Here is a 12295-nt window from a genome sequence, read left to right on the forward strand (position 1 = left end):
CGGCGAAAGCTAGAGCCATGAGCGACCGTTCCGCCCCGCCGCCCGCGGGCGAAGGCGCAGGGCCGGCGCTGGTCCTCGCCTCCGCCAGCCCGCGCCGGCGCGAACTGCTGGCCCGGCTGGGCGTGGAACCGGCCGCAATCGCCCCCGCCGATATCGACGAGACCCCGCATCCGGGCGAGCTGCCGCGCGTCTATGCCGCACGCATGGCGCGCGAAAAGGCGCAGGCCGCCGCCGCTCCGGCGCGGCACGTTCTGGCCGGCGACACGGTGGTCGCGGCCGGGCGGCGCATCCTGCCCAAGGCCGAGGACGAGGCGACCGCGCGCGCCTGCCTGCAACTGCTGTCGGGCCGGCGGCACCGCGTCTATTCCTCGGTCGCGCTGCTCCATCCCGACGGCACGCTGCGCGAACGGCTGAGCGAGACGAGCGTGCGTTTCAAGCGGCTCTCCCGCGAGGAACTCGATGCCTATATCGCCGGCGGCGAATGGCACGGGAAGGCCGGCGGCTATGCGATCCAGGGCGCGGCCGAAGGGCTGGTGGCGTGGATCCAGGGCAGCCATTCGGGCGTGGTCGGCCTGCCGCTGTTCGAAACGCGCGCCCTGCTGAAGGCGGCGGGTTTCGCCCTTGGCTGACTGGCTGGTCGAGGAAGGGATCGGCGAGCACCGCGCGGTGCGGATCGCCGATGGCCGGATCGTGGAGGCGCAAGTGGAATGGCCGGGCCGGGCGATGCCGGGCCAGGTGCTCGACGCCCGCCTGGTCGCGCGCTCCGCCGGGGCCGCGCGCGGCACGGTCGCGCTGCCGGGGGGCGAGCAGGCGCTGGTCGACCGCCTGCCGCGCGACGCGGCCGAAGGGGCCGCGCTACGGGTGGAGATCGTGCGCGCCGCGATCGGCGAGCGGGGCCGCCACAAGCTCGCCCAGGCGCGGCCGAGCGCCGCTCCGCCCGCCGCCCCCACTCTGGCCGAACGGCTGCGCACTGCCGGACATGCGGTGCGCGTCGTCCACGCCTTCCCCGCCTGCGACTGGGACGACCTGATCGGCGAGGCCTTCGATGCGCGGGTCGATTTCGCCGGCGGCACGCTGCTCTTCGCGCCCACGCCGGGCATGACGGTGATCGATATCGACGGGCACTTGCCCGCGCGCGAGCTGGCGCTGGCCGCCTGCGCGCCGATCGCCGCCGCGCTGCGCCGCTTCGACCTCGGCGGCGCGATCGCGATCGACTTTCCCACCCTGCCCGGCAAGGCCGACCGCCGCGCGGTCGACGCCGCGCTGGGCGAGGCGCTGGAAGGCTGGCCGCACGAGCGCACGGCGATGAACGGCTTCGGCCTCGTCCAGCTCGTCGCGCGGCTGGAGCGGCCTTCGCTGCTCCACCTCGCGCATGCCACACCCGCTGCCCTTGCTGCACGGCGCCTGCTTCGCCGGGCGGAGCGAGTGACGGAGCCGGGCGCGCTGCTGCTCACCTGCCACCCCGCGGTCGCCGCGCAGATCGGCGAGCCTTGGCGGGACGCGCTGGCCCGCCGCACGGGCCGCACGGTGCGGGTGGAATGCGACCGAACCCTTGCCCCGGAGGCCGGTTTCGCGCAGGCAGTGGCGGCATGACCAGCCCCCGCCCCTGCCCGATCTGCAAGAAGCCGCGCAGCGACGCATTCGCCCCCTTCTGCTCGGCCCGATGCCGCGACCGCGACCTCGCGCAGTGGTTCAACGACGGCTATGCCGTGCCCGGCCGCCCGGCCTCTCCCGACGAGATCGTGCAGGAGGACTGATTCCCCCCTTGCCAAGCAAGGCAGCCTTCGCCATAGCGCCGCTTCCAACCGCTCGCCGGCCCTTCGCGGGTCGTTCGCAGAGTGCGCCCAGGTAGCTCAGTTGGTAGAGCATGCGACTGAAAATCGCAGTGTCGGCGGTTCGATTCCGTCCCTGGGCACCATAGCCCTCCCCCCGACGCCCTTCCCCCCTGCGCATTTTTCATTTTCCTACACGGCGATTTTTTGCTCCACCCTGCAAAATGACCCGCCGCACAGACAATCGCGAGACCCGCCTGCCCGCCCGGGAGGTGGTCGAGAACGGGGGCGAACTGCCCGCGTTCACCCCCGTCCCCCGCAAGTGCCGCCGCCACGACGGCTGGACCGACGAACGCCAGCGCGCCTTCATCGAGGCGCTGGCCGACACCGGCAGCGTCGAGGCCGCCTGCCGCGCCGTGAACATGAGCACCGTGGGCGCATACCACCTGCGCCGCCAGCCGGGGGCGGACAGCTTCCGCAAGGCGTGGGAGGCCGCGCTCCGGCTCGGCGTGCAGAAGATCGAGGATGTCGCGATGGACCGCGCGCTCAACGGCGTCGAGGTGCCGGTCTACTCCTACGGCAAGCTCGTCGGCACGCGCCGCGCGTACAACGACCGGCTGCTGATGTTCATGCTCCGCAACCGCGCGCCCGAGCGTTTCACCGAAGGCAAGGCGAAAGGCCTCGGCGCGATCGGCAAGATGGAGCTGGAGCGCATGAAGAAGCAGTGGCGCCAGGAATGGGAGGCGGAGAAAAAGCGCGAAGCCTCCTACGAGCACGAGGACGAAGTGCTCGCCAGCATCGACCGCAAGCTGGGCAAGATGCGCGAACGCCACCTCTATTACATGAGCCCCCGCACCCGCGCCCTCCACGACGCCTACGAAGCCGCCCGGCAGGAGGACGAAGCCAACGGCTACGACCCCTTCCAGGACCCGGACCACCCGGCCTCCCAGGCCTACCAGGACCGCGAGCGCGAGAAGGCCGCCCTGCCCGAGCTGCCCCCGCCGGAAGGCGACTATCCCACCGCGACGAACGACCGCGAGGCGCCGGAGCAGGAACCGGAAAGCGACGCCAACGCGGCCGCAGACGAGCCACCGGACCCCCCGCCCCCCGAACCCCGCGGCCCGCGCATCAGAACGCTGAGGGACGACAGGTGGTAACCTCCTCCCCTCCCGCTCGCGGGAGGGGTCGGGGGTGGGTCTGTTTCGTCACAACACCCAACGCTTGGAATCCTCTGGCGGCGACCCGACCGACCGCAAGGTCGACCGGCCGACCGGAGCGCTCTGCGCGGAGATCGCCAAGGGGCGCGGATGCGCCATACCCAGCGTTTCAGGGCCAGCGCTCCGCTACTGAGGCTGGGGCGAAACCCGTCGGGCGAAGGCTCGGGCCGATAGTAAATCGCCGATTCTTCGGCACGCGCCCTTAAGATAATTTCTGACTCAAATAGAGCGCGATTTATGGCTAGGTTCATCCCCGGGCAGGGGGGGTATGGTAATGTCAGACTTCGAGATTCTCCTAAAGTATGATGGCGGCGATGCACGAGAACATACAATTGATGCTAAGCTATACGGGCAGTCTCTGCAGGGCTTGGACCGGATGGTTTCCGACTGCCTTATTATCTCATCTCAATGTCGCCTCCCAAAGCGTGGAGAGAGATCGCCGCTGCTACTCAAAGCACGCGAGGGGTTTCAAAGTTCGTACGGAACACCACAGCTCTTGCAGGAGGCGTCACAGCTTCTCGGTGTCGGCGTTCCGATCCTCTCAGCAATCGGTCCAGAGATCGTCGGATATTATGTCCAAGCAGTTCTCGATTATTTCAAAGGCGACCACAAGTCCGTGGACTTGGCGATAAGCAAGATGGCTGAAATGCACCAAGTTGCATTGTCGACAATGTCGAAAATACATGAGAGCTCAATTAATACACTCAATGAGTTTGATAAGCGCAGGCACATGGAGGTGATGGGGATGCAAGACCTGTTTCGACGGGGCATCTTGTCGAATGGACCCGCAGCGGAGAGCTTTGTCTCTCCGATCGGTGAGTCCGTAGATACATCCACGTTCTACGCGGGGAAAGCTCCAGCGAGCGTCGTCAAGCTAGCCGATGCCGAGGCGATACGAGACTCACAGAAGGTCGATTGGCAGAAACCGAGACAGGAAGTTTTTACGACCGATGGTTTCAAATATCACACCAGCGGGTTGAGCATCGAGAACCCTGAGGCAGATGGCTTTTTAATGGCAGAGGTGAAAGATCCGATCTTCTTGGACGATAGCAACGCTTACACCCTCGCGGCACAGAAGCGCGCCCGGATTGAGGTGCTGGCACGCCGAGGATATAAGAACGGCAAACTGGCGCGCATACACATTTTGGATTTTGTGCGAGAAGTTAGCGAAGCTGCTTGAAGTTGTGGAGCAGACTCGATGCTATAAGAGCACGAAACATCCCGTTAAAAGATCGGGCTACCCCGAGGCACGCAGGCCCTCATCCCTAGGCTCTTCCGCCCCCTTCCCTAGGCGACATGGTCCCCCCGGTACGGCCCAGGGGCCTCACAAAGCAGTACACGTGCTCATATGACACTGTCAGCACCACACAATTCATCATGCCGACATGACGGAGGCCCCCACGGCTTCCGTGCCTCGGGGGGGCATTTGCAAAAATCAAGATTCGGGCGCAGATCAATTCCTGACGAAAGGAACCTGTGGTGCCCAAGACGAAAACCAAAACCAGCGAAGAACTTAAAGTTCTTGAGCAAAAGTGGTCGCGCGAACTGATCGAGGCAGGATGGACGGTCTTGCCGGCGGCGCTGATAGAACATCAGCGAGCGCTCGGCCTCGACGCGCTAGACATCAACATCATTCTTCACCTCGCCAACCGCTGGTGGACTGCAGACAACCGGCCAATGCCCTCGAAGAACTCAATTGCTGAGGCCATGCACATAGACCCTAGCACCGTGCGCCGCCGAATTCAGAGAATGGAGGCCGCCGGATTCGTTCGCCGCGAGGAACGGCGCGTATCGAAGGTAGGAAGCAAGACGAACATCTATCATCTGGACGGCTTAATTGAGAACTTGAAACCATTCGCTGCCGACATGGTGATGAAGAAGAAGGAACGTATGGCGGAGCGCGAAGCACGCTTTGCAAAGCGTGGTCGGCCAAAGCTTGCCTTGGTCAAGACCGACGACGAGATCTAAAGGGTTTGGCAGCGTAGCTCAAAGGATAGAGCACTCCGGTTTCTAGTGGCGCTTTGCACGTGTCGCCGCGCTGGAGAGGATAAGGGTTCGACTCCCTTCGCTGCCTCAATTTGCCGCACAATGAACGCTACTCCTCCAGCATCCTGGGCGCCGCAATAAAACGTCTCCTGCGAGATACTCCCATTTCCGGAATCCCCCGCATCCGCACTTTGCCCTTTTCTCCTTCTCCAATAGAAGCGCACCGAGAATTCAGACGTCGCAGCGTCGTCAACAGCCTCCTCGCGCTTGCTCTCGCTGCAGTAGCGCTAGAGGTCGAAGGAACTACGGATACTCCTGCCGCGCATGAACCAGGTTCACCACCTCCACAGCCTCGACCGTACTCGGTAGATCAGGATGTAGTTCGGATGCACCACTGCCTCGCGCGTGCCTGCGATGCGGCCGGGGCGATACATGAACGGGTGGTCCGGCAGTCGTTCCGCGCAGGCTTCGATCGCCGCAAGCAGCCGCTCCGCCGCCAGGATGTCGCGCTCTGAAATGTAATCGATGGTCTGCTTGAGATCAGCGAGCGCGCTCGCACGCCAGATCAGCGTTATCACGCGTTGCCGCGCCGCTTGTTCCGTTCGATGATGGCGCGCGCCTCGCTCATCGCTTCGTCATGCGGCACCGGCGGGCGCTCGTCCGCCAGCGAGGCGGCGACCTTCTCGGCCAGCCACCTTTCGTAAGCGGCCTGTTCCTCCGCCGTCGCGAACTCCGACACGATGGGCGATTGGGCGTTCATAAGCGGATGATAGGCGAAAGAAGGCGCGCTGCAAAGGGATTGGGTCCGGGGTGGATGCGACTCATTGTCAAAGAAGAAGGAAGTGCGCCGCGGCGAAGCCGCGTCGTCGAAGGGCTCGGACGGTCTGGGCCCCGCTCGCCCCCGCCCGCCTACTTCTTGCGCCTCTTGCGCGCGGCATATTTCTCGTCGCGCGCGGCCTTCAGTTCGGCTTCGGTCCGCTTGGGCTTCGCAGCCTCTTTCGCGGCGGCCTGCTTGTCTGCCTTGGCCTGGGCGATCGCTTCCTTGCGGGCGGCGCTCTTCTCGGCGGCGGCGGTGCCCCTCCACCATTCTGCGGATGGTCCCCCGCCCCGGTCCGGGGAGGATTTACTCCTCCCCCATCCTTAGCGCCGCAATAAACGCCTCCTGCGGGATCGACACATTCCCATACTCCCGCATCCGCGCCTTGCCCTTCTTCTGCTTCTCCAGCAGCTTCTTCTTGCGCGTGATATCGCCGCCGTAGCACTTGGCCGTCACGTCCTTCCTCAGCGCGGCGATCGTTTCTCTCGCGATCACCTTGCCGCCGATCGCGGCCTGGATCGGGATCTTGAACAGGTGGCGCGGGATCAGGTCTTTCAGGCGCTCGCACATGCCGCGGCCGCGCTCTTCGGCGACCGAGCGGTGGACGATCAGGCTCAGCGCGTCGACCGGCTCGTTGTTGACCAGGATGTTCATCTTGACGAGGTCGCCTTCGCGCAGGCCGATCTGCTCATAGTCGAAGCTGGCATAGCCGCGGCTGATCGATTTCAGGCGGTCGTAGAAGTCGAACACGACCTCGTTCAGCGGCAGCTCGTAAGTCACTTGCGCACGCCCGCCGACATAAGTGAGGTCGGTCTGGATGCCGCGCCGGTCCTGGCACAGCTTGAGGATGCTGCCGAGGTATTCGTCGGGCGTGTAGATCGTCGCCTTGATCCACGGCTCCTCGATCCATTCGATCCGGTTGGGATCGGGATAGTCGGCCGGGTTGTGCAGCTCGATCGTCTTCGCCTCCTCGTTCTTCGTCTTGGCCAGGCGGAGGCGGTAGACGACGCTGGGCGCGGTGGTGATGAGGTCGAGGTCGTATTCGCGGCTGAGGCGCTCCTGGATGATCTCCAGGTGCAGGAGGCCGAGGAAGCCGCAGCGAAAGCCGAAGCCCAATGCGGCGCTGCTTTCCATCTCGTAGGAGAAGCTCGCGTCGTTGAGGCGCAGCTTGCCGATCGATTCGCGCAGCTTCTCGAAGTCCGCCGCGTCGACCGGGAAGAGCCCGCAGAAGACGACCGGCTGGACTTCCTTGTAGCCGGGCAGCGCTTTCTCCGCCCCGCCCTTCACCGTGGTGATCGTGTCGCCGACGCGGGCCTGCTCGACTTCCTTGATCTGCGCGGTGATGAAGCCGATCTCGCCCGGGCCGATCTCGGGCAGGTCGACGCGCTTGGGGGTGAAGGCGCCGACGCGGTCGACCAGGTGCTGCGTGCCGCCCTGCATGAAGCGGACCTGGAGGCCCTTCTTCAGCACCCCGTCCATCACGCGCACGAGGATGACCACGCCGAGGTAGGGGTCGTACCAGCTATCGACCAGCATCGCCTTGAGCGGGGCGTCGCGGTCGCCGGTGGGGGGCGGGATCTTGGCGACGATCGCCTCCAGCGTTTCCTCGATCCCGATGCCGGACTTGGCGCTGGTCAGCACCGCCTCGCTGGCGTCGATGCCGATGATATCCTCGATCTCGGCGCGGACCTTTTCCGGTTCGGCGGCGGGGAGGTCGATCTTGTTGATGACGGGGACGATCTCGTGATCGTGCTCGATCGACTGGTAGACATTGGCGAGCGTCTGCGCCTCGACCCCCTGCGCGGCGTCGACCACCAGCAGCGCGCCCTCGCACGCGGCGAGGGAGCGGGAGACCTCGTAGGCAAAGTCGACGTGGCCGGGGGTGTCCATCAGGTTGAGCTGGTAAGTTTGCCCGTCGCGCGCGGTATAGGCGAGGCGCACGGTCTGGGCCTTGATGGTGATCCCCCGCTCGCGCTCAATGTCCATGTTATCAAGGACTTGCTCGCTCATCTCGCGCTCGGTCAGGCCGCCGCAATGCTGGATCAGCCGGTCGGCGAGCGTCGACTTGCCATGGTCGATATGCGCGATGATCGAAAAATTGCGAATAAGGCCAAGATCAGTCATCGCGGCCCCTTATAACCCCGGCCGGCAACCTGCAACGACCGAGACGCCGGGTGAGCCTCGCACGGAACGGAGGGGCGGAGCCGATCTCAGTCGCGACCGGCGGAGTGTTGGCGATCCTGCACCGGAGGAACGCCGTCGATATCGAGCGGGACCGGTCGGTCGAACTGAACCCCCATGCGGTTGTCGATGCACCAGCGGGTCGTCGCGCCGACCGAGAGCGTTTCGGTCAGGGCGATGCGAAAACGGGTTCCCTCGGGCACGTTCCACAGCCCTTCGATCATCGCGCCCTCGTGCGAGGCGTTGCGGATCGTGCCCGGATAGCGATGCCCGTCGTGATCGAGCACGACCTTGCGCAGCATCGTCTTGCGCCGGGCCCGCGCCGAACGCGGCCCCACCGCCTTCATCGTCAGCCCGTCCGACAGGCACTGTTCGACGGCATTGTCGCTCAGGGCCTTGGAATAGATGTACCCTTGGACATGCGTGCATCCGTGGAGACGGACGAGATCGAGTTCGTCGAGCGTCTCGACCCCCTCGGCCGTGACGTCCATCCCCAGAGCCTGTGCAAGGCTGGTGATCGACGCGATGATCGCGCCGTTCCGGCTTCCCGGCCGGGTGGCGCCGCTGACGAAGCTCTGGTCGATCTTGATCTTGTCGAACGGCGCCTTCTTCAAATAGCCGAGCGAGGAATAGCCGGTCCCGAAATCGTCCAGCGCCAGCCGCACCCCGATGCGCTTGAGCGCGGCGAACATCGCCTCGGTCCCCTCGTCGTCGTTGAGGAAGACGCTTTCGGTGATCTCCAGCTCCAGCCGCGACGGGTCGATCCCCGCCTGCGCGATGGCATTGGTGATGATCGCAGGCAGCTGCGGGCTAGCAAATTGCAGCGGCGAGACGTTGACTGCGCAGCGCACTTCCTCGGGCCATCTGGCAAGCGCGCCGCACGCGGTGCGGATCGCCCATTCGCCGATCGCGGTGATAAGCCCCGTGTCTTCCGCGATCGGGACGAACTTGGCGGGCGAGAGCCACCCGCGCCGCGGATGATTCCACCGGAGCAGGGCCTCGAACCCCGCAATCCGTTCGGTACTGGCGTCCACCACCGGCTGATAGAACAGTTCCAGGCCGCCCTGCGCGATCGCATCGCGCAGGTCCCGTTCCAGCGCATTGCGTTCTTCGGCCGCAGTGTGGAGATCGTTCGAGTAGAAGTGGAAACGCCCGCGCCCGCCATCCTTGGCCGCGTAGAGCGCCAGGTCGGCGTTGCGGATCAGGGATTCGCTCGTCACGCCATGGTCGGGCGAAATCGCGATTCCGATCGAGGATCCGATCACCACCCGCTGACCTTCGATCGTATAGGGTTGCGACAAGGCATGGAGGATCTCCTGCGCAAGGTGGCCCAGCTTGTCGCGATCGCTGCGCCCCGGCACGATCACTTCGAACTCGTCGCCGCCAAGCCGGCCGACGCGGCCGAACTTGCCCGCCGTGCGCTCCAGGCGCTGCGCCACCTGCTTCAGCAGGGCATCGCCTGCCGGGTGCCCCATGGTGTCGTTGACGTGCTTGAACCGATCGAGATCGAGCAGCAGGATAGCGCATTCGCGTTCCCGTTCTTGCGGGCTGCAAACGATTTTCTCGAGGGTCTGCGACATCTGGAAACGGTTGGCGAGGCCGGTCAGCGAATCGTATCGGGCGAGGCGTTTCGCGTTCTCCTCGCTCAGCTTTTTCTCGGTCAGGTCGGTGCCCGAGCCGCGAAAGCCGCAGAAATTGCGAAACCCGTCGTAGACCGGCCGGCCGTTGATCGACCACCAGCGCTCGTGATCGGCGGCGGCGGCCTTGACGGCGAGCCCTTCGAACGAGGATCGCGACGACAAGTGGAACGTCAGCGTCCGTTCGCCTTCGCGATTCTCGTCGCCGAGGTCGAACAGCCGCGAAAACGATCGGCCGATCAGTTCCTCCTCGGTCCGCCCCAGCGAACGCGCGACCGAGGAAGAGAGGTAAGTGAGGCGTCCGCGCCGATCGGTTTCCCAGAACCAGCCCTGCCCCGTCTCCTCATAGTCGTTGAGAATGCTCTGCGCCCGGTCGCGAACCCGCGCCAGCGCCTCTTCCTCCTCCGCCCGGGTGCGTTCGAAGCGGGCCTGATAGCTGGCGACGAGCGCACTCGCGATCGCCGCCATCGTCAGCCCCGAATAGGCATAGAACGATCCGTCCACCACGGCCACCGGCGCCCAGCATCCCAGCTTGCTGACGAAGACCAGGACGATTCGATCGCTCAGCAGTGCAGCGAACAGGACGTTGACGGTTACCAGTGCCGCCACGCCGATTCGCCAGTCGAGCGTCCCGGAATACATCCAGTCGGCCAGGCCGAACCCGGCCCCTGCCGACGACAGCGCAACGAGCGCGACGGCCAGTACCCGCCTGGCGGCAGGGGCCAGTTCGACACGCTCGCCCCAGGCGTTCACGGACCGTCCGAGAGCGGCAAACGCGACGCTGGCGATTGCCGCAGCCGCAGAAACGAGCGGCGGCCCCGAAAGCGCCACGACGCCGGAAAGCGCGAACGCGATGGCAACGGCGAGGCTCATCCAGAAGAACGGCACCGGCAGGACCGGGGGCGGCTTCGCGACGGCGGAGACTTTGGCCCGTTTGATTTCGCGCCGGTCGCCGCCGACCCGGCGCTCATCGCCGCCTGGCGCGACTGCCGGTTCGCGCGCGTCCATATCCGCGCCCGCTGGCAAACGGGGCGAAATCGTCGAAACGGGCGCCTTCGTCTCCTCCGGGACTTTCGCTGACGCAAGGACCATTGGGAGCGAATGCCCCAGCCGCGTTGAAAAAACGGTTAACCCGCCGCCAAGAATTGACCGTGCGCGCCGACGCGGTGCGCGCGCCTTGCAATGCCAAATCGGGCAGTGCATGACTGCGATTCCGGGAAGCGCTGCGGAGAGGACGATGGCGGAATGGGCAGCACATACGCCAGATGCGATCGTTCCCGACCGGGGAACTGACCCGCAAGCGGGTTCGCAGACGAAACCCACACGCCGCCCTGACGGACAAAAGACCGCTTGATGCGCCATATCGCGATCATCGGGTCCGGCCCGGCTGGCTACTACACCGCGGAAGCCGCGCAGAAGCGCTGGGGTGAAGACATCCGGGTCGATATCTTCGACATGCTCCCCGTCCCCTACGGCCTGATCCGAACCGGGGTCGCGCCCGATCACCAGTCGATCAAGGGCGTGAGCCGGCGCTATGAAGCCACGGCCCTGACAGAGAACGTCCGCTTCGTCGGCAATGTGGCCGTGGGCCGGGACGTATCCGTTCCCGAACTGCAATCGCTCTACGATGCGGTGGTGTTCGCCACCGGCGCGCCGAACGACCGCGCCCTGGGGCTGGAAGGGGAGGATCTCGGCAACGTATTCGGCAGCGCGGCCTTCGTCGGCTGGTACAACGGCCACCCGCAGTTCGCCGATCTCGCTCCCGACCTCTCGGGCAAGAACGCGGTCGTGATCGGCATGGGCAACGTGGCGCTCGACGTGGCGCGCATCCTGGCCAAGACCGAAGCCGAATTCGCCGGGTCGGACATCGTGGCGCATGCACTCGAGGCCCTTCGCGCATCGAGCTTGCGCACGATCACGATCGTGGGGCGGCGCGGGCCGCACCAGATCATGATGACGCCCAAGGAACTGGGCGAATTGATGACTCTGGACCGGGCAACCCCTCGCGTCGCGCCGGACGATCTCCCGCCGGAGGCCGAGGATGCTCTGCTGGAACCGGGCCTGCGGAAATCGGTCGCGCACTTGCGCAGCTTCGCCGCCATTCCCGAAAGCGAACGGGCCGACAAGGCGATCGAGATCGACTTCGACATGTTCGCCAGCCCCGTCCGCTTGCTGGGCGACGAAAAAGTCGAGGCGATCGAGCTGGAGCGCACCCGGGTCGAAGCCGGCCGGGCCGTCGGAACCGGCGAGACCTACACAGTGCCAGCCGACCTGATTATCAGCTGCATCGGCTATCGCAGCTCGCCGATACCCGGCGTGCCGTTCGACGAGCGGGCCGGCCGTTTCGCCAACGACGAAGGGCGCATCCTGCCGGGGCTCTACTGCGTCGGCTGGGCACGGCGCGGCCCCACCGGCACGATCGGCACCAACCGGCCCGACGGGTTCGGCGTGGTCGAGAAGATCGCCGAAGACACGGCGGAGGGCAGCCTGGGCCCCAGCGGCAGGCAGGGCCGCGCAGGCTTCGACGCGCTTGCGGAGAAGCGCGGCCTGGACGTGGTCACCTTCCGCGACTGGAAGAGGATCGAGGAAGCCGAAGCCCGGGCGGCGCGCGATGGCGCCCCGCGCGAAAAGTTCGTCGACATCGAGGCGATGATCCGCGCCCGCCGATAGACCGTCCGGCTGGAC

General features: G+C 65.7%; 11 protein-coding genes, 1 tRNA gene and 1 pseudogene. 9 read left to right on the forward strand and 4 right to left on the reverse strand.

Features of this window, described 5'->3' with window-relative positions; all coding sequences use genetic code 11:
- Window positions 1–17: 17 nt before the first annotated feature.
- From V5F89_RS13660 to V5F89_RS13695, 8 genes and pseudogenes are all read left to right on the forward strand, one after another.
- Window positions 18–629 (forward strand): Maf family protein, encoded by a 612-nt coding sequence (locus V5F89_RS13660; protein WP_338446178.1) that lies wholly within the window; start codon window positions 18–20, stop codon window positions 627–629.
- Window positions 622–1593, forward strand: a complete 972-nt coding sequence (locus tag V5F89_RS13665) for a ribonuclease E/G (RefSeq protein WP_338446179.1) — start codon at window positions 622–624, stop codon at window positions 1591–1593. Before V5F89_RS13660 ends, V5F89_RS13665 begins: the two co-directional genes overlap by 8 nt.
- A complete protein-coding gene (locus V5F89_RS13670) occupies window positions 1590–1757 on the forward strand; it encodes a DNA gyrase inhibitor YacG (protein ID WP_338446180.1) in 168 nt (55 codons plus the stop codon). Before V5F89_RS13665 ends, V5F89_RS13670 begins: the two co-directional genes overlap by 4 nt.
- Window positions 1758–1842: 85 nt before the next feature.
- Window positions 1843–1918: transfer RNA gene (locus V5F89_RS13675), tRNA-Phe, on the forward strand.
- Between the two features lie 78 nt (window positions 1919–1996).
- Entirely contained in the window at window positions 1997–2929 is a 933-nt protein-coding gene (locus V5F89_RS13680; protein ID WP_338446181.1) for a hypothetical protein, read from the forward strand.
- Window positions 2930–3263: 334 nt separating this feature from the next.
- Window positions 3264–4169 carry a hypothetical protein gene (locus tag V5F89_RS13685; protein WP_338446182.1) on the forward strand — a complete coding sequence of 302 codons (906 nt, stop codon included), beginning with the start codon at window positions 3264–3266 and terminating at the stop codon, window positions 4167–4169.
- Window positions 4170–4468: 299 nt separating this feature from the next.
- Complete coding sequence (locus V5F89_RS13690; protein WP_338446183.1) at window positions 4469–4957, forward strand: helix-turn-helix domain-containing protein; 489 nt, start codon at window positions 4469–4471, stop codon at window positions 4955–4957.
- 7 nt (window positions 4958–4964) lie between these two features.
- Window positions 4965–5063: pseudogene (locus V5F89_RS13695) on the forward strand.
- A 247-nt stretch (window positions 5064–5310) separates the two neighbouring features.
- Here the strand turns inward: V5F89_RS13695 and V5F89_RS13700 are convergent.
- From V5F89_RS13700 to V5F89_RS13715, 4 genes are all read right to left on the reverse strand, one after another.
- Window positions 5311–5553: a type II toxin-antitoxin system RelE/ParE family toxin gene (locus tag V5F89_RS13700; RefSeq protein ID WP_338446184.1), complete on the reverse strand. Its 243-nt coding sequence runs from the start codon at window positions 5551–5553 to the stop codon at window positions 5311–5313.
- Window positions 5550–5735 carry a stability determinant gene (locus V5F89_RS13705; protein WP_338446185.1) on the reverse strand — a complete coding sequence of 62 codons (186 nt, stop codon included), beginning with the start codon at window positions 5733–5735 and terminating at the stop codon, window positions 5550–5552. Before V5F89_RS13705 ends, V5F89_RS13700 begins: the two co-directional genes overlap by 4 nt.
- Before the next feature lie 363 nt (window positions 5736–6098).
- Window positions 6099–7916: a translation elongation factor 4 gene (gene lepA / locus V5F89_RS13710; protein ID WP_338446186.1), complete on the reverse strand. Its 1818-nt coding sequence runs from the start codon at window positions 7914–7916 to the stop codon at window positions 6099–6101.
- A gap of 86 nt (window positions 7917–8002) precedes the next feature.
- Window positions 8003–10618, reverse strand: a complete 2616-nt coding sequence (locus V5F89_RS13715; RefSeq protein ID WP_338446187.1) for a putative bifunctional diguanylate cyclase/phosphodiesterase — start codon at window positions 10616–10618, stop codon at window positions 8003–8005.
- Between the two features lie 345 nt (window positions 10619–10963).
- On the opposite strand from V5F89_RS13715, the gene V5F89_RS13720 reads away from it, so the two are divergent.
- Entirely contained in the window at window positions 10964–12280 is a 1317-nt protein-coding gene (locus V5F89_RS13720; protein ID WP_338446188.1) for an FAD-dependent oxidoreductase, read from the forward strand.
- Window positions 12281–12295 lie beyond the last annotated feature (15 nt).

Source organism: Pelagerythrobacter marensis (assembly GCF_036700095.1).
Lineage (GTDB): Bacteria > Pseudomonadota > Alphaproteobacteria > Sphingomonadales > Sphingomonadaceae > Pelagerythrobacter > Pelagerythrobacter marensis_A.

Excerpts from the sequence above, each read along its gene's own strand:
- V5F89_RS13680 (WP_338446181.1), top strand. The coding sequence starts at position 1,997 with ATGACCCGCCGCACAGACAATCGCGAGACCCGCCTGCCCGCCCGGGAG.
- V5F89_RS13685 (WP_338446182.1), top strand. The coding sequence starts at position 3,264 with ATGTCAGACTTCGAGATTCTCCTAAAGTATGATGGCGGCGATGCACGA.
- V5F89_RS13705 (WP_338446185.1), bottom strand. The coding sequence starts at position 5,735 with ATGAACGCCCAATCGCCCATCGTGTCGGAGTTCGCGACGGCGGAGGAA.
- V5F89_RS13660 (WP_338446178.1), top strand. The coding sequence starts at position 18 with ATGAGCGACCGTTCCGCCCCGCCGCCCGCGGGCGAAGGCGCAGGGCCG.
- V5F89_RS13670 (WP_338446180.1), top strand. The coding sequence starts at position 1,590 with ATGACCAGCCCCCGCCCCTGCCCGATCTGCAAGAAGCCGCGCAGCGAC.
- lepA (WP_338446186.1), bottom strand. The coding sequence starts at position 7,916 with ATGACTGATCTTGGCCTTATTCGCAATTTTTCGATCATCGCGCATATC.
- V5F89_RS13715 (WP_338446187.1), bottom strand. The coding sequence starts at position 10,618 with ATGGACGCGCGCGAACCGGCAGTCGCGCCAGGCGGCGATGAGCGCCGG.
- V5F89_RS13720 (WP_338446188.1), top strand. The coding sequence starts at position 10,964 with ATGCGCCATATCGCGATCATCGGGTCCGGCCCGGCTGGCTACTACACC.